At 46.7% G+C, this 18,471-nt stretch carries 22 protein-coding genes; 14 read left to right on the forward strand and 8 right to left on the reverse strand.

Annotated features, from left to right (window positions below; all coding sequences use genetic code 11):
• Positions 1 to 20 precede the first annotated feature (20 nt).
• Both SporoP37_RS11515 and SporoP37_RS11520 read left to right on the forward strand, forming a co-directional pair.
• Positions 21 to 1,289 (forward strand): hemolysin family protein, encoded by a 1,269-nt coding sequence (locus SporoP37_RS11515; RefSeq protein WP_081243780.1) that lies wholly within the window; start codon positions 21 to 23, stop codon positions 1,287 to 1,289.
• Positions 1,290 to 1,403: 114 nt separating this feature from the next.
• Complete coding sequence (locus tag SporoP37_RS11520) at positions 1,404 to 1,949, forward strand: RNA polymerase sigma factor (protein WP_081243781.1); 546 nt, start codon at positions 1,404 to 1,406, stop codon at positions 1,947 to 1,949.
• 200 nt (positions 1,950 to 2,149) lie between these two features.
• Here the strand turns inward: SporoP37_RS11520 and SporoP37_RS11525 are convergent, their stop codons facing one another.
• Positions 2,150 to 2,338, reverse strand: coding sequence for an SE1832 family protein (locus SporoP37_RS11525; RefSeq protein WP_081243782.1), 189 nt, complete (start codon positions 2,336 to 2,338; stop codon positions 2,150 to 2,152).
• Positions 2,339 to 2,367: 29 nt separating this feature from the next.
• A complete protein-coding gene (locus SporoP37_RS11530; protein WP_085431003.1) occupies positions 2,368 to 3,408 on the reverse strand; it encodes a hypothetical protein in 1,041 nt (346 codons plus the stop codon).
• 114 nt (positions 3,409 to 3,522) lie between these two features.
• Between SporoP37_RS11530 and SporoP37_RS11535 the strand changes: the two genes are divergently transcribed.
• The 5 genes from SporoP37_RS11535 to SporoP37_RS11555 all read left to right on the forward strand — a co-directional run bounded on the left by SporoP37_RS11535 (position 3,523) and on the right by SporoP37_RS11555 (position 8,797).
• A complete protein-coding gene (locus SporoP37_RS11535; protein WP_081243784.1) occupies positions 3,523 to 5,457 on the forward strand; it encodes a cation:proton antiporter in 1,935 nt (644 codons plus the stop codon).
• A 293-nt stretch (positions 5,458 to 5,750) separates the two neighbouring features.
• The gene (locus tag SporoP37_RS11540; RefSeq protein ID WP_081243785.1) at positions 5,751 to 6,326 is read left to right on the forward strand and encodes a hypothetical protein; all 576 of its coding nucleotides are present in this window, start codon (positions 5,751 to 5,753) and stop codon (positions 6,324 to 6,326) included.
• A gap of 112 nt (positions 6,327 to 6,438) precedes the next feature.
• The gene (gene ybaK, locus SporoP37_RS11545; RefSeq protein WP_081243786.1) at positions 6,439 to 6,927 is read left to right on the forward strand and encodes a Cys-tRNA(Pro) deacylase; all 489 of its coding nucleotides are present in this window, start codon (positions 6,439 to 6,441) and stop codon (positions 6,925 to 6,927) included.
• A 68-nt stretch (positions 6,928 to 6,995) separates the two neighbouring features.
• On the forward strand, positions 6,996 to 7,643 hold the full coding sequence (locus tag SporoP37_RS11550; protein WP_085431785.1) for a YczE/YyaS/YitT family protein: 648 nt from the start codon (positions 6,996 to 6,998) through the stop codon (positions 7,641 to 7,643).
• A 59-nt stretch (positions 7,644 to 7,702) separates the two neighbouring features.
• Positions 7,703 to 8,797 (forward strand): hypothetical protein, encoded by a 1,095-nt coding sequence (locus SporoP37_RS11555; RefSeq protein ID WP_085431004.1) that lies wholly within the window; start codon positions 7,703 to 7,705, stop codon positions 8,795 to 8,797.
• Positions 8,798 to 8,942: 145 nt separating this feature from the next.
• On the opposite strand, the gene bshB2 is transcribed toward SporoP37_RS11555, so the two are convergent.
• The 3 genes from bshB2 to thiD all read right to left on the reverse strand — a co-directional run bounded on the left by bshB2 (position 8,943) and on the right by thiD (position 10,944).
• The gene (gene bshB2, locus SporoP37_RS11560; RefSeq protein ID WP_085431005.1) at positions 8,943 to 9,614 is read right to left on the reverse strand and encodes a bacillithiol biosynthesis deacetylase BshB2; all 672 of its coding nucleotides are present in this window, start codon (positions 9,612 to 9,614) and stop codon (positions 8,943 to 8,945) included.
• A gap of 16 nt (positions 9,615 to 9,630) precedes the next feature.
• On the reverse strand, positions 9,631 to 9,981 hold the full coding sequence (locus SporoP37_RS11565; RefSeq protein WP_081243789.1) for a YojF family protein: 351 nt from the start codon (positions 9,979 to 9,981) through the stop codon (positions 9,631 to 9,633).
• A gap of 129 nt (positions 9,982 to 10,110) precedes the next feature.
• On the reverse strand, positions 10,111 to 10,944 hold the full coding sequence (gene thiD / locus SporoP37_RS11570; protein ID WP_085431006.1) for a bifunctional hydroxymethylpyrimidine kinase/phosphomethylpyrimidine kinase: 834 nt from the start codon (positions 10,942 to 10,944) through the stop codon (positions 10,111 to 10,113).
• A gap of 199 nt (positions 10,945 to 11,143) precedes the next feature.
• Here thiD and SporoP37_RS11575 point away from each other — a divergent pair, with 199 nt between their 5' ends.
• The 5 genes from SporoP37_RS11575 to SporoP37_RS11595 all read left to right on the forward strand — a co-directional run bounded on the left by SporoP37_RS11575 (position 11,144) and on the right by SporoP37_RS11595 (position 13,519).
• A complete protein-coding gene (locus SporoP37_RS11575) occupies positions 11,144 to 11,902 on the forward strand; it encodes a DUF4230 domain-containing protein (protein ID WP_085431007.1) in 759 nt (252 codons plus the stop codon).
• 5 nt (positions 11,903 to 11,907) lie between these two features.
• Positions 11,908 to 12,582, forward strand: coding sequence for a uracil-DNA glycosylase (locus SporoP37_RS11580; protein WP_081243792.1), 675 nt, complete (start codon positions 11,908 to 11,910; stop codon positions 12,580 to 12,582).
• A gap of 26 nt (positions 12,583 to 12,608) precedes the next feature.
• Entirely contained in the window at positions 12,609 to 12,785 is a 177-nt protein-coding gene (locus tag SporoP37_RS11585) for a uracil-DNA glycosylase (protein WP_081243793.1), read from the forward strand.
• Positions 12,782 to 13,042: a YwdI family protein gene (locus SporoP37_RS11590; protein ID WP_085431008.1), complete on the forward strand. Its 261-nt coding sequence runs from the start codon at positions 12,782 to 12,784 to the stop codon at positions 13,040 to 13,042. Before SporoP37_RS11585 ends, SporoP37_RS11590 begins: the two co-directional genes overlap by 4 nt.
• 96 nt (positions 13,043 to 13,138) lie before the next feature.
• A complete protein-coding gene (locus tag SporoP37_RS11595; RefSeq protein ID WP_081243795.1) occupies positions 13,139 to 13,519 on the forward strand; it encodes a DUF423 domain-containing protein in 381 nt (126 codons plus the stop codon).
• 46 nt (positions 13,520 to 13,565) lie between these two features.
• Here the strand turns inward: SporoP37_RS11595 and gerQ are convergent, their stop codons facing one another.
• Both gerQ and hemQ read right to left on the reverse strand, forming a co-directional pair.
• Entirely contained in the window at positions 13,566 to 13,928 is a 363-nt protein-coding gene (gerQ, locus tag SporoP37_RS11600) for a spore coat protein GerQ (RefSeq protein WP_085431009.1), read from the reverse strand.
• Positions 13,929 to 14,841: 913 nt separating this feature from the next.
• Positions 14,842 to 15,591, reverse strand: coding sequence for a hydrogen peroxide-dependent heme synthase (gene hemQ, locus SporoP37_RS11605; protein WP_081243797.1), 750 nt, complete (start codon positions 15,589 to 15,591; stop codon positions 14,842 to 14,844).
• A gap of 217 nt (positions 15,592 to 15,808) precedes the next feature.
• Between hemQ and pta the strand changes: the two genes are divergently transcribed.
• Entirely contained in the window at positions 15,809 to 16,780 is a 972-nt protein-coding gene (gene pta / locus SporoP37_RS11610; protein WP_081243798.1) for a phosphate acetyltransferase, read from the forward strand.
• Between the two features lie 59 nt (positions 16,781 to 16,839).
• A complete protein-coding gene (locus SporoP37_RS11615) occupies positions 16,840 to 17,676 on the forward strand; it encodes an octanoyl-[GcvH]:protein N-octanoyltransferase (protein ID WP_081243799.1) in 837 nt (278 codons plus the stop codon).
• A gap of 19 nt (positions 17,677 to 17,695) precedes the next feature.
• Here SporoP37_RS11615 and SporoP37_RS11620 read toward each other — a convergent pair whose 3' ends face one another.
• A complete protein-coding gene (locus SporoP37_RS11620) occupies positions 17,696 to 18,334 on the reverse strand; it encodes an RsfA family transcriptional regulator (RefSeq protein WP_081243800.1) in 639 nt (212 codons plus the stop codon).
• Between the last annotated feature and the right edge of the window lie 137 nt (positions 18,335 to 18,471).

Here is an 18,471-nt window from a genome sequence, read left to right on the forward strand (position 1 = left end):
GATAACAAATAAATGAGGAAATGCTGGAGGAGACGCAATTGTTTATTGCACTGGGACTATGTTTATTCTTGTCCTTTTTTTTATCGGGGAGCGAGACCGCTCTGACTGCCGTCAATCGCATGAAAATACAATTGCGCGCGGATCAGGGAGATAAAAAATCTGTTAAGTTAAGACAATTGATTTCAAAGCCGGATCGTATGATTACGGCCATTTTAATCGGCAATAATGTCGTGAATATTTTGATGCCGACGATTGTGACGATGATCGCGATCGATAAAGGATTGAGCATCGGATTACTGACGGGGATATTGACTGTCATCCTAATTATATTTGGCGAAGTATTGCCGAAAACCATCGCCGCGACATTTGCGGACCGGATTGCTTATATCGTCGCGCCGCCTATTACGGTGCTTGTGAAATTATTGATTCCATTGACTTTGATTCTTTCGCTGTTTACGAACTTCTTCGTGCGTCTGATTTCAAAAGGTGCTGTGACAGAAGCAACACTGACGAAAGAAGATGTGCGTTCCATGGTTGATATTGCTTCGACTGAAGGAACGTTCGGACAGGATGAATCAATTCGTCTGAAAGGCGTGCTTGACTTCCGCGATAAAGATGTCATGGATGTTATGCAGACACACCGGACAGATATTGTTTCACTTTCTATGGATTCGACGTATGAAGATGTGCGTGACGTCGTGCTGCAATATTTCTATACGCGATATCCTGTATACGAGGAAAGTATCGACCGTGTCGTCGGTATTTTTTATTCTAAAATGCTCATCGAATGGTCCATGTTTCCGGAACGGACGTTTGGAGATATGATTGACCGCCAGCCGCTGTTTGTCGTGCAGACCGCCAGTGTGGAACTCGTATTCAAACGGATGCTGACGCAGAAGAAACATATGGCGATTGTGCTTGATGAATATGGCGGAACGCTCGGAATCGTCACGCAGGAAGATATTATTGAAGAAATGATTGGGCAGGACATAGAGGACGAAACAGACGTAGAAGAAGATTCGATGGTCTTTGAGAAAGAAGAAAACCGTTTGATCTGTCAAGGGCGTCTGGATATTAAAGATGTCATTGAATTGCTCGATGTCGAACTGCCGACAGACCACGATACCATCGGCGGCTTTGTATTTCAGGAGGTGGGCCATATTCCAGAAGAAGGAGAATGGTTCAACTATAATACACTGTTGTTTGAAGTCGAGGAGATGGACAGAGCACGTATTTCGCGATTAAGAATTACGAAACAGCAAGAGCAGGAAGAAGCCGTGGAAGCATAGAAGGTGTCAAGTAACCTTACATAATTGTAAGGTTACTGAAAGAGAAAGCGATAGTTCAAATAATGTGTGTCAGTCATAATAAGGGTACCAGTTACAAAACGGAGGTACTTGCTTATGAAAACGGACTTGAACGCATTATACGAAGAGTATGGTCGCTATATATATCATTTATGTCTAAAATTAACCCGCAATAAAGAAGAAGCGGAAGATCTTATGCAGGACGTGTGGGTGAAAGTCGTACGCTACAGCGGTGAAATGAGTGAAGTCAACCGTATGAAGGCTTGGCTGACAACCATTTGCATGAATACATTCCGTGATCGCTACAGAAAAAATGTGCGTCACAGCCAATACGTGATGAATCAGCCTGATACATTAGACGTTCCGATTCTTGATTTGGTTCCCAGCAATGCAAAAACACCTGCAGAATTGATGGAACAAAGCGATATTTCCTCTTTGGTGCAGCAGAAAATCAGCGAGCTGGATGGCATCTACCGAAAAACGATCGAATATTTCTACGTAAACCAGTATTCGCTCGTGGAAATTGCCGGGTTGATGAGTGTATCAATCGGCACGGTGAAATCACGCCTGTTCCGCGCAAAGAAGTATCTGAAAGAGATGCTCGTACAAGACGAAGCAGCACAAGAATACGTAATAGCCTAAGCCCACTGCCTTGTGGGCTTTTTTTGATGAGGCACAGCGTACAAAGATGACTCCCATGCATATACTAAGAAACGCTAAGCAGCATGGCAAGGAGCGGTGCAGAAAACACCTGCAAAGAATACAAAATTCTGCACGGCTGGACTAACCCATTGCAAACCAAAAAACGACCTCCATCATCTAAATAATGGAGGTCGTGCCTGTTAATCCGTCGCTTCTGCAAGCTGCTTATTCAGTTCTGACAGCCGTTCTTCCATACGGGCAAGACGGCGTTCGGCGTTTTCGATCATCTTCACATGACCGGTTGACTCCAGCTTCTCCACATCGCCCTGCAGACTGATATAGTCCATCTTGAGTTCTGCAATCTCTTGCTCCAGCTGATCTTTTGTCATACGGGAAAACTCCAATCATAGGTTTTCCCTTAGTGTAACATATCCAGCCTTGTCCGTTTAGGAAACTCCAACAAATAACGGATTGCCTCAAGCACCTTTTCCTCTCCGCTGCCAATGTCAATCTGCAGCTGACGCTTGATCGCGCGTTCTTTGCGTGCATCATGCAGCAGCGGTTCCATGATCGCATTCAGCAAATTCGACTGTGTCACTTTGCGGCCGAGTCCAAGATGAATGAAACCATTTTTCTCAGTAGGGAAGCCAAGATTTGATTCGAACTCGTTTTGGGCAAGTACAATGCAAGGCACCCCGATGACAGCGACTTCGTAGGGGGTATAGCATGCATCGCATAAAATCATATCAGCTTCGGAGAACAGCTCGGCACGGTTGTCCGGAGCCTGTACAACTCTCGTGTTACGTCGGCTCAATGCCATCATTTGTATTTCACTTACATCATGTTTATAGTTATCGCCGAGGACAACTGTGACTGACAATGGAATCTGCAGTTGTTTCAAATGCCGCAATGCCCGGAATGTCAGATTGCCCGGATCTTCATCACCAAATGAAATAACGAGACGGGATGAAGAGGACGGCGGCTTTCTTTTTAAGCCCGCATGACGGTAGGGATGCAAAGATGCATCCGTGATGAACGTGTCGGGGCCAGTAATATAATGGTCAGCGCACAGTTCCTGTGTTTCAGGATACAGCGTCTGAATGACCCAGTCTGTCAGCTGCCCGCCGTCACCAAAGTCATCAAAATGCAGAATGCTTGGTACGAGTTCCACCAGCTTGGACATTTCATCTCTATTGCTTGGACCCGCGTCGCGAATCAAAAGATCAGGCTGCAGCTTGCTTACCTGCGTAATGAAAGAAGAAGGACCGATTACTTTATGACAGGTGAAATTTTCATCAGGAAACGGAGTATGTTGATCATATAAAAAGATGATCTCCGCTTCATTTTTCAATGTATTAGCCAGCTTACGTGCACGTCGCAGAGGATAACTTCCTTTGCCGTCTGTTATGGATAGATAGATCGCGATTTTTTTTTGGACTTGTTTTTCGATTGGAACCACCCTTTCTGAACCTGCTTCGTTCCTCTTACCCTATGAAAAAGGAGAATAGTTTATTACAATGAGGAACGGGCGGTACAGAACGGCTTGAAAATAGGGAAGGAGGCGGGCTGTCTGATGTTCAATTCATTGATCATGGATTTGATGCTGGTCGTGCTAATTGGAGTAGGATCGCAATGGGTGGCGTGGCGGACTAGAATGCCGGCCATTGTCGTGATGGCGATTGCAGGATTGCTCGTCGGTCCGATATTTGGTCTGATGAATCCGAAACAATCAATGGGTGATTTATATTCACCGATTATTACATTTGCAGTTGCAATTATTCTATTTGAAGGCAGTTTAAACCTCGATTTCAGGGAGATTAAAGGCTTCGGGCGCCCTGTTGCGCGAATCGTTACGTTCGGAGCGTTTATTGCATGGATTGCAGGCTCACTGGCTGCGCATTATATTGCAGGATTGTCATGGGAAGTGGCGTTCATCATCGGAGGATTGTTTATTGTCACAGGTCCGACGGTGATTTTACCTTTATTGCGGCAGGCGCGTCTAAAGCCGCGTGCCGCCGCCATCTTGAAATGGGAAGGTATTGTTGTTGACCCGTTTGGTGCACTTTTGGCGGTCTTCGCCTTTGAAGTAATCAGGTTCATGAATAGTGAAGTGACGGCGCAGGCCATGCTGCTGTTCGTAGGCGCTTCGCTGTTCTCGGTATTCATCGGATGGGGAACGAGCCGTATTTTAGGTTCAGCATTTGAAAAAGGCCAGGTTCCTGAATTTTTAAAAGCGCCGATTCTATTCGGTTTAGTGCTGTTTGTCTTCGTATTGTCTGATGAAATCATGCATGAAACCGGCTTGCTTGCGGTAACTGCCATGGGGCTGACGATGGCAAATATGCATTTGACGACACTGCAGGATATCCGGCATTTCAAAGAAAACATCTCGGTTTTGCTCATTTCAGGAATTTTTGTCATGCTGACGGCTTCTCTTGATCCGCATATACTGATTGAGATAGCGAACCCGAAAATTGTGCTGTATGTATTGGCGATGCTTTTTGTCGTCAGACCGCTGTCCATTTGGGTATCGACCATCGGAACGGATTTAAACGTCCGGGAAAAGACCTTAATTGGCTGGATTGCACCGCGTGGAATTGTAGCATTGACGGTGTCAGGCTATTTCGCATCCATTTTGCTTGAAAATGGATATAAAGATGCCGAGCTGCTCACAGCGTTAACTTTTGCGCTTGTATTTGCAACGGTAGTCCTGCACGGCTTCTCAATTGGCTGGCTGGCCAAGAAGCTTAATTTGACGACACCGGAAGAAACGGGTGTCGTGCTCATCGGCAGCACCCGTTTTGTGGCGGAACTGGCGAAATCCATTCAAGGCGCAGGTCATAAAGTGCTGATTATGGAAGATTCATGGGGAGGCCTGTCCAACGCGCGAAAACAAGGAATTCCGACATATATGGGGGATATTTTATCCGAGCATACGGGCTATCACCTGGATTTGACGCCGTACCGTTATATTTTGGCTATGACAAAAACGGATTCGTATAATTCGCATGTATGTGCCGATTTCACGCCGGATCTGGGGCGAGAATCGCTGTTTCAGACAACGACACATAAGCGAAGCGCTGACCGGCAGTTCAACCTTGCGACGGGCCAGTTCCTGTTCACGCCTAATCTGTCAATTCATGAATTGGATGAGCGCATTCATCAAGGGCATGTATTCCGTAAAACGCTGCTGACGAAACAATATAGCTATACGCAATATTTACGTGAACGGGATGACCGCTCTGTGTTGCTGTATATTATCCGTGCGAACGGTGATATGGAATTTTACACGGCGGAGAAAGAATTGCAGGCACAGACAGGGGATACGATTGTTGCGCTGTCTACATTAAATAAGACGATTGAGCGGACGATTGACCGGCTCGAAGAAAAGAATGGCAAGGCGTCCGTGCCAAAAGAAAAGATTGAAACAAAGTTTATGGAAGAACCGCCGCTCACAAAACCGGAAATACCGGGGGAGACACCGCCAAAGATCAATAAAGAGCAGTGAGTGCTGATTTCCGCTAAACCGTGATCGCACATAAACGCACATGCCGCTTCATGCAGCGTGTGCGTTTATTGTCATTGAAAAAGGGTATCTAAAATACACATCTCCCTGCATATGGACTAATCACTTCCACCCGCATAGTATGGACAGCTGGTATGAAACGTGCGGCAAATGGGTAAGATGAAATAAAAGACATTGTCAAATCCATTCCTAAGATGGATTGTATTTTACACACTATTGCGTAAACTGAGTATAATAGATTGTTGTGGCGAAATTTCTATTCGGAGGTGGATGCGATGAATGCTGTATTGGGGTTTGCGGGTGCTGCCGAACAACTGCAGCGGTATGACGCAGTCCGCAGGAAGAATGCCGAAAATGCATATGAACGTCAGACAGAATTCCGTGAACAGGCACAAAAAACCAAAGAAGATCTGATAGCGCTGCTGCGGGGCAACTCAGAATCTGTTGAACGGGAAGCAGATGCGAAGAAGGATCTTACAAGACTTGACGGCGGCCTAGTTAAAAACATCCCGATTCCTCTAGGCAATAATCTGGATGAAACGATTGAACTGTGGCGTGAAGTGCGAAGAGAAGCGTACTCGGAAACACCCCCAACGACCGCTGATTATCAGCTGGCGGGTAAAGCATCAGCAAAAATTTCAGAAGCAGAATTGCAGCTGGCGTTACATAACCGCGCCAAAACGATACGTGAACAGCTGGCGGCAATCGGCGGGAAAACAGCTGGAGCGACGGAAGGACCCACTCGGATGCAGCTGCAGTACAGCCATGCATTTACCATTTATCAAGTCCAAAACCAGGCGAAAATGAATCAGTACCAAATCGATCAGCCCCGAATGAATGTCAGCGTGTAAACGGTTGGACTGAAAAGCGAAAGCTTGTTTTGCTGGAACCCAGTGAAACGGGCTTTTTTGTTTTTACATAACCATGCGCTCGATCAGTACGGACAGAAAGGATGTTACAAATATGGCAAAAAAACAGAAGTCTGTTAAAACGAATGCAATTCGCATCATCGAAAAAGAAGGAATTGCACATGAGATCCGCAGCTATCAAACGGAAGACGGGCAGAACGACGGGGTATCAGTTGCGAATAAAACCAATGAACCTGCAGAGAACGTCTACAAAACATTAGTGGCAATGGCGAGTAAAACAGATCTACTGGTTTTCATCATTCCGGTAGCAGAAGAACTGGATTTGAAAAAGGCTGCAAAAACAGCAGGTTTCAAGAAAATTGACATGCTGCCCATGAAAGAATTGACGAAAGAAACCGGCTATGTTCGGGGAGGCTGTTCGCCGGTCGGCATGAAGCGGGAGCTGCCGACTTTCATTGACAGCCAGGCAGAAACTCTTGATTATCTTTATGTCAGTGCCGGCAAAGTCGGTTTGCAGATGAAATTGTCACCGGATGACTTAGCGAGCGTTACAAAAGCACAATTCAGTGACCTTGTGAAATAAGCTCATAACAATCCGTGCTGTTTCTGTTACAATGAAGGTATTGACAACTAGAAGAAAGAAGAATGTATATGCGTAATTTAGTAGCGTGGCGGTGGATTTTCTTCATCGGCGGCATGATGATCATGTCACTTGGAATCTCGCTGATGATTAAAGGTCAGCGGCTTGGAATTGCACCGTGGGACGTACTGCACCTCGGTTTATATCAGAATATCGGATTAACTATCGGATCGTGGAGCATTTTGACAGGCTTTCTGATTGTCACAGTCACTTCGTTCTTTTTAAAAGAGTGGCCAAGGCTCGGTACCTGGCTTAATATGCTGCTCATCGGATTATTTATCGACTTCTTCAACTGGCTTTTGCCCGACGTGGATTCGCTGTCCGTACAAATCGTCTGTTTCATTCTGGGCGTATTTGTTTTGTCTTACGGAGTCGGTGTATATGTTTCACCCAATCTTGGAGCAGGCCCGCGTGACAGTCTCATGCTGCTGTTTGTCGATAAATTCGGCTGGAGTCTCCGCCTGGTGCGTACAGCCATTGAAGCGGCTGTAACGCTGATTGGCTTTTTACTTGGCGGTCCGGTAGGCATCGGTACGCTGATAGTCGTATTTTTCTCAGGGCAGCTTATTCAGATTGCCTTGCCGCAATGCAAACGGCTGTTATTGAAAATTACCCGGCAGACGGATGAGAAAGTTTTATTACACTATAAAGGAGCATAAGCGATTGCGCTGTGCTTTTTTTATTTATCCATACATAGAATAAAGGGAAGAAAGAAAGGATGATCAGTATATACGGTTATATTACAGAATATATGGGAACGGCCTATACAGGACAAGGCGTGCAGCATAAATACAAAGAGCTGCTTGCAGAATCAAAGAAAACGATTTTCCTGAAGTGTCTGCCTACCCATTCGCTGTCGCAAGTGCTGAATGATTTAGCTGTTTACTTTGTCAACAGGGGCTATGCAGTAGACCGCTTTATGAACCCTGGCCATGTGGATAAAACTGATGCACTTTTCATCAAGGAGCTCGAGCTGTTCATTTTGCAGGCATCCCATCCGGTATCATTCGAGCCGACAGATCTTGGCAGCCGCCATAAAGTATTTTGCTTTTATGACGTCTATCATCAGGATCAGCTTCTTCATCGGCACGATGAAGTGAGCCGGCTTATAAAAGAAGAGGGAAGCCGCTTTGAAAAGTCTTTGTCCTTATTGCAGAAGGCAAAAGCGATTCATGATGAATGGGAAGCGGTCAATATCGCACGAATGGACTGGGCGCGTCACGAAGAGATCATAGAAGAGGTAAAGCAGGAAATTTTCGGTACAATTGAACTCGCCAAACCGGCACATATCTCGCATCGCATTGTCGGCTCTCTGTCCGTAGGCAGTGCACATGATTTCATTCCGTCCATTACTAAACGCGTGAAACGGAGACTGCTCATAAAAGGCCTGCCCGGTACCGGAAAGTCTACTATGATGCGTGCGCTTGGTGACGAAGCGAAGCGCCGCGGGGTCGACGTGCTTTACGGCTGGTGCGGACTGGATCCCGCAAGCATCGATTTGGTGCTGTTTCCGGAGCTGTCTGTCTGCGTGTTTGATTCAACGCAGCCGCATGCTTATGATGCAGAAAGCCCGCGTGATGAATTAGTCGATATCGTGCCGCTGTGTGCGGAAGATGAACAGTCGGAGAAATTAATTGAAGACATCCGGCACCGCTATCAGAAGGCGATTGGAGAAGCAGGGAAAAACATGCAGCTGGCTGTGCAGGCACAAAACACAGCAAGAATTCAAATGGACCGTGCGTTAAATATCGAGTTATTCGAGAAAAAACTGCAAGGTCTGTATGCCTTTATTAAAGAATTGGAAGAAAAATAACATGGCAGACAATATACGTTGACCGGGCAGATTCAGCCGGTTAATCGAATTGGAAAAATTTCAACTGAAGCGCAGAGCTGCGGTGCTTTTATTCTATCTCCATTATATTGTTAATAAATTAAAAACCGCAGAGCTCCTGCGGTTTTTAGTCGAATGTATGAATATAAAATGTTTCATTATGCAGCCAGTCAAGTGCTTCTTCATCTTTAGCCGCCCAGCGCTTTTCCATGTCGGGAAGCATCCAGACTGTTTGGGACGCATGTGCGCGCAATGCGGCGATTTTTTTATCCGCCGAATTTTTTGTGTGATGCACGACATCCGGCTCGCCAAGCAGGCTGACTGTATGGTTGTCAAAAGCTTTCAGGTACAGCACGGGACGGTCCGCTTCCGGCATGCGGTTCATCGCTTCGATGACCGCAGCACCCGTTGCATTATGATCCGGATGTACTGCAAGTGTCGGATGAAATGTAATAACCAAGGAAGGCTGCAATTCTTCGATCAGGTCAGTCATCATCTGTACAAGTTTTTCAGGGTCTTCAAATTCAATCGTTTTGTCACGCAGTCCCATCATGCGCAAATCCGTCAATCCCATCGCATCACATGCATCAAGCAATTCCTGCTTGCGGATCTGCGGCAGTGTCTCGCGGTTCGCAAATGGCGGATTGCCGAGGTTCCGCCCCATTTCGCCAAGTGTCAGGCAGGCATAAGTAACCGGTACCCCCATTTCGATATATTCCGCAATCGTTCCGGCGCTTCCGAATGATTCATCATCAGGGTGAGGGTATATAACCAAAACATGTCGTTCTTTTTGCAACATGAAAAAAACTCCCTTCTTAATAAGCAAATGGCGTTTCGCTGATTTCAAGCGCAACCGCCAGTTTTCCGTCAGGCCCAAGCCCCGCCATTAATAAACGGTTATGTTCATCGAGTGTATAGTGTGTAATGCCTTGGGCGTAAATCCAGCCGCTCGGCAATTTCAGTCCGATGCGGTGCGGTGATTCGCCGGCCACTTTTCCAAGTTCATAGCGGATAATGATATTGCGGATAAATGCGCCCGCATTGAAAAAGCCCTCCTGAAAATGAGAGGCATACGATCCGTTCGTTGTTTCCAAATGTATATAAACATCTTTATTTGCAAAGGAGTCCAGTAACTCCTGTAAATGTTTCACTTCAACAGTTTGCATACCCATCCTCCTACTGACTGCAGTCATTTCGCTGCACTCTCTCTATTGATAGTATATAGAAATTATCGTTTGAATGAAATCAGACGGCTCACAAAAAAGTCAGGAGGTCTCCTGACTTTCATGCATTCATTATACTTCCTGAAGCTTTACCTGCGGCGCATCGAAGCGGTTTTTCGCTCCGTGCATGACAGGTCCTACATATTCATTGAGCTTCCAGCCGTGCGCGATTGCAGCTGCCACGAACCGTTTCGATTCAATGACTGCATCCTTGATCGCCATACCGTTCGCCAAATTTGCCGTAATCGCTGCCGCAAACGTACAGCCTGCGCCGTGATTATTATACGTATCGGATTTTTCGGATTTCAGTAAAGTGAACGTGCTGCCGTCATAGAATAAATCGACTGCTGCCGTATGATCGAGCTGTTTGCCGCCTTTGATGACGACATTTCGGGCGCCAAGTTCATGTATCTTCTGTGCCGCCGCTTTCATATCATCAATTGTCTTTGGCGTTTTCATAGAAGCCAGCTGACCCGCTTCAAATAAATTAGGCGTCACAATTTCTGCTTTCGGCACCAGATACTTGATCATTGCGTCCGTATTGCCTGGATTCAGCACTTCGTCTTCGCCTTTACAGACCATGACCGGATCAATGACCACGTGGTCGAGTCCTGATTCATCAATCGCCTCGCCTGCTGTCCGGATAATCTCTTCCGTGCTCAGCATGCCTGTTTTGATCGCATCGATGCCGGTGGATAACGCTGTCTTTAATTGGGCCTTTACCACATCAATCGGCAACGAATAAACACTATGTGCCCATTGCTGATCAGGATCCATCGTCACGACGACTGTCACTGCAGTCATGCCGTAAGTGCCGTGTTCCTGAAATGTCTTCAGATCCGCCTGGATGCCCGCGCCGCCTGAAGTATCCGAGCCTGCAATCGTCAAAGTTTTCTTCAAGGACATAATAAAACGTCTCCTTCATTAGCTGCATTTTTATGTTATTCATTTTATACAACTAATTGTCGAAATACAATTAATTCGGGTATGATGAATGTCAAGAAAGCGGCGCTATGGTGCACGCTTCCCCGATGAAACCTATGAGCCGGCAGAACGTATAAAAGGAAAGTGTCAGATTAGTAGGTTAGCAGAGGGGGTGAAAGCTATGTATAAGCATGATTCGTCAAAAAGAGGGAAAAAGGAAATACGAGAGGCCGGCGCGCAATCATCGGTTACATTCGATGAGCGGAAAAAGCCAAAGCGCAAACGCCGTAAGACAGGATTTCTGGAACTCGCTTTCACGCTGTGGTCTTCATGGAGAAAAGCGTATGTTTTACTGATTTTGATACTGATCATTGCACTTATCACTCTGCCTATTGCAGGATTTTATTTAATGAGACTGGGTTCTACGTTTTCAGAGCAAAAAACCGCTTTCGTTGAGCGTGTTCAGGAACTGCAGCAGCTGACGACAGCGGAATCGTATACAAAAGTGCTGGTAAAACGCACAGATAATGAATTATTCGGTCATAGCATAGGTGTTAATTTCCCCGGAACGAAACGGAACTTACTCGTTGTCATACCGGGATCAGTCAAAGCCGGAATTGATCTCAGCGAAATCACTGAACAGGATATGCAAGTGGATGAAGAAGAAAAACGCATCAGGCTGACCATTCCGCCCGCTGAATTTCTCGGCGGGGCAGAACTGTATTTCGAACAGGCTGAAGTCTATTCAGTAGAAGGGCTGTTCCGGGGAAAAGCAGATATAAAAGAAGGATATGAACTGGCGAATGAAGCTAAAGCAATCATACTCAAAGAAGCATCAGCACAAGGAGTACTGGAGTCGGCGGAAAAGAATGCGGAAAAGACGCTGAAGGAAATGTTTTCATTCGCCGGCTATCAGCTGGATATAGAAGTGAAGGAGTGAGGTATATGACTGTTGCATTTCATAATGACTGGGACATGGTACTGAAGGATGAGTTTGAGAAGCCTTATTATCAGGAGCTGCGCGCGTTTTTGCGCGCAGAATACGCGACGCATGTCATCTATCCGCAGATGACTGATATGTGGACGGCTTTTCAATTGACACCATTCCGTGATGTCAGCGTGGTGATTTTAGGGCAGGATCCTTATCATGGCCCGAACCAGGCGCACGGCATGAGTTTTTCCGTACAGCCCGGCATGAAGCTGCCGCCGAGCCTGCGTAATATCTTTAAAGAACTTTCGTCAGACCTTCATGTGCCGGTCCCTGCAGAAGGGATGTTGACAGGATGGGCGAAACAAGGTGTATTATTATTGAATACCGTGCTGACCGTGCGCGAAGGAGCGGCGGCTTCACATAAAGGCAAAGGCTGGGAACAGTTTACCGATGAAGTCATCCGTAAACTGTCCATGCGCAGAGAGCCGATCGTGTTCATTTTATGGGGAAAGCATGCCCAGGAGAAAACGGCGCTGATCAACCGGAGACGGCATGCGATTATTGAATCCCCGCATCCGAGCCCGTTCAGTGCGTCACGGGGCTTTTTCGGCAGCCGTCCGTTTTCCAGAACGAATGATTATTTGCGGGAGTGGGGCAGGAAGCCGATCGACTGGGCGCAGACTACTTGATGAACAACCAGAAAGGAAGTGGAACAATGGCAGTTAACTGTTTTGAATGTATCTACTTTTACACGACATGGGACCCGGCAAGTCCGCGGGGCTGCAAGGCATATGGATTTAAGACGAAAATGCTGCCGTCTATTGTAGTGAAGCGCTCTTCAGGTATGGAGTGCATGCAGTTTGAACCGAAAAAGGGAGCGGGATTACGATGATTACAGCTGAACAATTGCTTGGAGAAATCGAGCAGCAAGTGAACTTGGCAAAACAGGCGCAGGACGACACATCAAGAAGAGAAGCGATTTACGCGGTCAGGACGCTGTGCAATCTGATGCTCAACGATGCACCGGCTGCAAAACTGGTTTCACAGCCGGCACAAGTGCGCTCTGTGCAGACCGCGCCGGTTACTTCATTGAATGAACAGCCGCTGCGGGAAGCGGATGCCAACGGGGAATCGCTGTTTGATTTCTGACAGTGCCACAAACCGTTCAAATACCTGTCAATTTCAGCTGTATCGTTATGATAAACTGAAGACAGTAAGCAGATTCGTTAGAAAGAAGGAGTTATTATGCCATTTTTTATTATCGCAGGAGCCATTAATGCGGCCATCGCGGTAGCGTTCGGTGCATTCGGTGCACATGCGCTGAAAGATCGCTTGTCCGAACATTATCTGGCTGTCTGGGAAACCGCAGTACAATATCAAATGTTTCATGCCATCGGATTACTTGTCATCGGTATACTGATGAACAGCTCATTGCTCGGACCGTCAACGCAGCTTGCCTGGGCGGGCTATTTACTCTTAGCCGGAATCATTATATTTTCTGGAAGCCTGTATGTGCTCAGCTTATCGGGAATTGGCATACTCGGCGCCATTACGCCAATTGGCGGCGTGGCATTCATCCTTGGCTGGATCATGCTGATTATTGCCGCAGTGAAATTTGGAAATTGACGCAAGAAAACCGCTCACATCATATGAGCGGTTTTTTCTTATGAATTTACGTCGACTGATTGAAGTAATTGATTTCTTCAGGAAACTCTGCGTAATCGAAGTAAATCATTGGGAACAGATAGCGCCGTCCTGTCTTGGCTTCGCTGAGGATGACGTGATCGCGTCCTGCAGCTTCCACCATTCCGGTTACTGCTTTCGTATTCGTACCCGTCTCCATTGCCCGTTCGAATGAAAAATGGAAAACACCAGGCTTACCTCTGTTGAGCCTTAAAATATTTTCGATGTATGATTCCTCTCTAAACGGAGGCGTGCCTGGTCTTCCGCCGGGTGCAGAGGGGGGTGGCGGTGTTATTTGCTGCTGGGCGTAGCCTGGATTGGCATAGCCAGGATTCCAATAATATTGAACCATTTCAACATCCTTTCCAAATCTGTTAGTTATACAAGCGGGTAATCTTGTGGTGCAGGGGGGAGAAGCCATGCGATATAAAGCGGCCGGTATTCCACTGGGCTTGCTATTGTTCAGGGCATTCCAGGCTTTTCATTGCATTTTGCTTCCGCCCGCATCAGACGGACAGGCGCTTCAATTCCCTTTTCGGTTGTCGCGGACAGCCAAAGCAAAACCCCCTTGGTTGTATCCTATGTAAACGGCGGGTTCGGTATGAATGAAGTTTTTTGTGTGCGAGATGAACGGGGGCCTCTATGAGCGGTTGAGTCGGTAGATTGATCGCTTGCGTGAAGTTATGAGCGGTTGCCCGTTGTGTATGATCGCTTGCGGCATAGTTATGAGCGGATGAAGGGGAGTGATGAATGAAGTCGCTGCCTTTCCACTCCTCCGCTTTACTTTTTGTCTCTATGAGCGGTTGAGGCCGAAGATTGATCGCTTGCAGGAAGTTATGAGCGGTTGCCCGGAGTATATGATCGCTTGCCGGCTGCATTGATCGGTTGCCGTGAAGTTATGATCGCTTGCAGCATAGTTATGAGCGGATGAAGGGGAGTTATGAATGAAGTCGCTGCCTTTCTACTCCTCCGCTTTACTTTTTGTCTCTATGAGCGGTTGAGGCCGAAGATTGATCGCTTGCGGGAAGTTATGAGCGGTTGCCCGGAGTATATGATCGCTTGCCGGCTGCATTGATCGGTTGCCGTGAAGTTATGATCGCTTGCAGCATATTTATGAGCGGATGAAGGGGAGAAGACGGCTCAGCCGCCTGTCTCTTCCGGAAAGCAGAAAGTGACATTCAGCATATAGTGAGCCGTTTTAACTTCATCGTATTTTCACGCAAAAAAGCCGCGAAGTCATTTGTTCGCGGCTTGGTCGTTACGTATTATACTTCAAAGAATGCTGCACGCTTGTCTGCTTCGAGAATTGTCCCGATGAAGAATGAGCCGAACACGCCGTAGCGCGCGCTGACTTCGTCAAAACGCATTTCATAGACAAGTTTCTTGAACTGAAGTACGTCGTCTGAGAACAGCGTAACGCCCCACTCGTAATCATCAAAACCGACAGATCCGGAGATGATTTGTTTTACTTTACCTGCATAACCGCGGCCGATCATGCCGTGGCTGCGCATCAAACTTTTACGGTCATCCATGTTGAGCATGTACCAGTTGTCATCGCCTTCTCGCTTCTTGTCCATTGGATAGAAACAAACATACTGGCTGCGCGGCAATTCAGGATACAAACGGCCACGTACATATGGATTCTGGTACGGATCTTCGTCAGATTCGCCTGCGAGGTAGTTTGATAATTCAACGACAGATACGTAAGAATACGCCGGAATCGTGTAATCTGCGATCGTCAGTTTGTTAAATTCTGCTTCCAGCTGCTGCAATTCATCCATTGTCGGACGCAATGTCATCAGCATGAAGTCCGCCTTTTGACCGACTACTGTGTAAAATGCATGACTGCCTGTTTTTGCGTCATCAGCTTGCTGCAAACGCTCTAAATAGGCCAGAAATTCATTGACTGCTGCCTGGCGCTCTTCTTTGGAAATCAGTTTCCAAGAGGCCCAGTCCATTGTGCGGAAATCATGAAGTACGTACCAACCGTCTAATGTAATAGCTGCTTCGTTCACTTGAATTCAGTCTCCTTTTTAGTTCAAAGTAAGTTCTATTTCAAGTGTATCATAAACGATGTTTGGACGTTAAGGATAAAGACAGAGCTGCGGACAAGGTATGACAAAATTGTGCATGTTCCCGTCAGGTGTCTGAAAACTTTGAATTCCCTAGTGAATTATATTGGCATTTCATGTATGATGAAAAGGAAAATATAACAAAGGGTGGGAATTACACATGGCAGATCTTTTTGAAGGTATTCGTAATACGTTGGAAGGTAAAGGAAAGACGATTGTATTGCCTGAGGGGGAAGACGTCAGAATACTGGAAGCAGCTGTACATCTTCAGCAAGAGGGGATTGTCACACCTGTTTTACTGGGGAATGAAGAGGCTGTCAAAAAAGCGGCGGAAGACGGAGGTTTCGATATTTCCGAAATTCAATTGATTGACCCTGCAAGCGCTTCCTATTTTGAAGAATTGGCAGAAAAGTTTGTTGAACGACGTGCAGGCAAAGCAACCATTGAGCAGGCGCGCGAACAACTGAAAGATGTAAACTATTTCGGAACTATGCTAATCTATACAGGACGTGTAGACGGTTTAGTGAGCGGAGCTGCACATTCGACAGCAGACACAGTTCGTCCCGCGCTGCAGATCATCAAGACGAAGCCGGGTATTTCCAAAACAAGCGGAGCTTTCATTATGATGAAAGAAGAAGAGCGCTTGATTTTTGCGGATTGTGCCATCACAGTGAATCCTTCAGCACAGGAGCTGGCTGAAATCGCAGTGGAAAGTACGAAAACTGCAAAGGCTTTCGGAATCGATCCGCGTGTGGCGATGCTGTCCTTTTCAACAAAAGGTTCTGCAGTGACAGAAGAGACAGAAAAAGTTGTGGAAGCGGCAAAAATTGCAAAAGAATTGGCGCCTGACCTATTGATTGACGGAGAATTCCAGTTTGACGCAGCATACGTTCCAAGTGTTGCAGCGAAAAAAGCGCCGGAATCCGTTATTAAAGGTGATGCAAATGTCTTTATTTTCCCTACTTTGGATGCCGGCAATATCGGCTATAAATTAACGGAGCGTCTCGGCGGCTATGAAGCAATCGGCCCGATTCTTCAAGGCTTGAACGGTCCCGTCAATGACCTGTCACGCGGCTGTTCTGCGGAAGATGTTTACAAGCTTTCTATTATCACAGCGGCACAAAGCCTGTAATCACGCCGAATTGTGAAACGTCTATACATACCAGACTAACCACCATAGGAGAACTAGACATGTCACAAGATAAACATTTATTGAATCAGCCGGCTTGGCGTTTTATCGACGAATCGATCACAGCACGCAGCCGGTCGGCGCTAGAGTCGTTCGCCATGGATGATACATTATGCCAATTAGTCGGACAGCAGCAAAGTGCGCCTGTCGTCAGAACGTGGGTGCATGACCGAACGATCGTGCTAGGTATCCAGGATCATCGCATGCCGTTTATTCAGCAGGCGATGGAAGGCATCAAACAGCACGGCTATCAGGCCATTGTCCGCAATTCGGGCGGCCTGGCAGTCGTTCTGGATGAAGGGATATTGAATATTTCTTTAATTTTTTCCGAGCAGAAATCTGCAATTGATATTCCAGTAGGCTACGAAGCTATGCTGTCATTCGTGCAGCTGCTGTTTCCAGAACTCGGTGAGCGAATTGAAGCCTATGAAATTGTCGGGTCCTATTGTCCGGGATCTTATGATTTAAGCGTCGATGGCAAGAAGTTTGCCGGAATTTCTCAGCGGCGTTTGCGTCAGGGAGTCGCTGTGCAAGTCTATCTGTGTATAGAAGGCAGCGGGTCCCGCCGTGCGGAACTGATTAAGGAAGTCTATGACAACGGCTTACAGGGTCAGCAGACAAAATTCAGCTATCCTGTAATTCAGCCTGATACAATGGCTTCATTATCAGAAATAACCGGCACACCGATGACGGTCAGTGAAGTTGTCATTCGTCTGCAATTGCTGCTGCGGTCGCTGACGGATGACGTGCAGCACGGCGGATTGACGGACGAGGAAATGGATTTGTACGGTTTTTATTTGCAGCGCGTCTTTGACCGGAATCAAAAGATGCTGTCATAGAACGAAAAAAAGCTGCCAATCAATTATTGATTGGCGGCTCTTTTGATGATACCAGGTTACCGTTTGGTTCCATTTTAAAGACCGGTGCGACGTGTTCGCTTTCTTCATTGAGTGCGATCAGCCGGCGCGCGCGATTCATGATTTGAACAAACTGCTCATAATCGTCTTTCAGCGTGCGGTTTTCTTTTTTCAATTCTTCCAGTTCTGCTTCCATTGCCTTCAGCTGTTCGGTCGCTGTTTTCGCAGTCTGTCTCCAGCGAAGCGCATCTGTGTCGGCACCTCCGTTATGATGCATACGGATTAAATAGGCAATTACGGTATCCAGGGATAAAGCGGATAGCGGTACTTGGATTTTCTCCTGACCGTCTGCTCCGGTCTCCGGATTGTACATCTGCTGGTTGCGTCTTTTAAAATCTGTACCTAGTACACGCAATGTTTGCTTTCTCTCTTTCTTCGCTTCCGAAAGTTCCTCTTCGTATTCTCTTCGCACGACCGCGTTCCATCTGAATCCGCAAGCTGCGGCTGTCCGGTTTAATGCGTCACCTACTTCTTCAAATGCACTTAACTGCGTGCTGCCTTCCCTTACATGCCGTAATACCGTTTCTGCCAATAATTCATCATCCTGCTCTAACCAAGCGTCTTGTCTAACTTTCACCATCTCCATGCCTCCTGTCTTGTACTCTCTTTCTACTGCCATTATGACCACGTATGGAATCTTTTATTCAGAGAGTCACAAAATTCTATCAAGATGGTAATAAAATGGGCATGGAATCGGTTGGTTGGGAGGTTGCTTGT

Source organism: Sporosarcina sp. P37 (assembly GCF_002109365.1).
GTDB lineage: Bacteria > Bacillota > Bacilli > Bacillales_A > Planococcaceae > Sporosarcina.

Bases quoted from the DNA above. Each gene is read 5' to 3' on its own strand.
- SporoP37_RS11515 (WP_081243780.1), top strand. From the start codon at position 21: ATGCTGGAGGAGACGCAATTGTTTATTGCACTGGGACTATGTTTATTC.
- SporoP37_RS11615 (WP_081243799.1), top strand. From the start codon at position 16,840: ATGTCACAAGATAAACATTTATTGAATCAGCCGGCTTGGCGTTTTATC.
- SporoP37_RS11565 (WP_081243789.1), bottom strand. From the start codon at position 9,981: ATGCAAACTGTTGAAGTGAAACATTTACAGGAGTTACTGGACTCCTTT.
- SporoP37_RS11555 (WP_085431004.1), top strand. From the start codon at position 7,703: ATGATCAGTATATACGGTTATATTACAGAATATATGGGAACGGCCTAT.
- SporoP37_RS11520 (WP_081243781.1), top strand. From the start codon at position 1,404: ATGAAAACGGACTTGAACGCATTATACGAAGAGTATGGTCGCTATATA.
- thiD (WP_085431006.1), bottom strand. From the start codon at position 10,944: ATGTCCTTGAAGAAAACTTTGACGATTGCAGGCTCGGATACTTCAGGC.
- bshB2 (WP_085431005.1), bottom strand. From the start codon at position 9,614: ATGTTGCAAAAAGAACGACATGTTTTGGTTATATACCCTCACCCTGAT.
- SporoP37_RS11595 (WP_081243795.1), top strand. From the start codon at position 13,139: ATGCCATTTTTTATTATCGCAGGAGCCATTAATGCGGCCATCGCGGTA.
- SporoP37_RS11580 (WP_081243792.1), top strand. From the start codon at position 11,908: ATGACTGTTGCATTTCATAATGACTGGGACATGGTACTGAAGGATGAG.
- SporoP37_RS11525 (WP_081243782.1), bottom strand. From the start codon at position 2,338: ATGACAAAAGATCAGCTGGAGCAAGAGATTGCAGAACTCAAGATGGAC.
- gerQ (WP_085431009.1), bottom strand. From the start codon at position 13,928: ATGGTTCAATATTATTGGAATCCTGGCTATGCCAATCCAGGCTACGCC.
- SporoP37_RS11620 (WP_081243800.1), bottom strand. From the start codon at position 18,334: ATGGTGAAAGTTAGACAAGACGCTTGGTTAGAGCAGGATGATGAATTA.
- SporoP37_RS11535 (WP_081243784.1), top strand. From the start codon at position 3,523: ATGTTCAATTCATTGATCATGGATTTGATGCTGGTCGTGCTAATTGGA.
- SporoP37_RS11550 (WP_085431785.1), top strand. From the start codon at position 6,996: ATGCGTAATTTAGTAGCGTGGCGGTGGATTTTCTTCATCGGCGGCATG.
- SporoP37_RS11540 (WP_081243785.1), top strand. From the start codon at position 5,751: ATGAATGCTGTATTGGGGTTTGCGGGTGCTGCCGAACAACTGCAGCGG.
- SporoP37_RS11575 (WP_085431007.1), top strand. From the start codon at position 11,144: ATGTATAAGCATGATTCGTCAAAAAGAGGGAAAAAGGAAATACGAGAG.
- SporoP37_RS11585 (WP_081243793.1), top strand. From the start codon at position 12,609: ATGGCAGTTAACTGTTTTGAATGTATCTACTTTTACACGACATGGGAC.
- SporoP37_RS11590 (WP_085431008.1), top strand. From the start codon at position 12,782: ATGATTACAGCTGAACAATTGCTTGGAGAAATCGAGCAGCAAGTGAAC.
- pta (WP_081243798.1), top strand. From the start codon at position 15,809: ATGGCAGATCTTTTTGAAGGTATTCGTAATACGTTGGAAGGTAAAGGA.
- ybaK (WP_081243786.1), top strand. From the start codon at position 6,439: ATGGCAAAAAAACAGAAGTCTGTTAAAACGAATGCAATTCGCATCATC.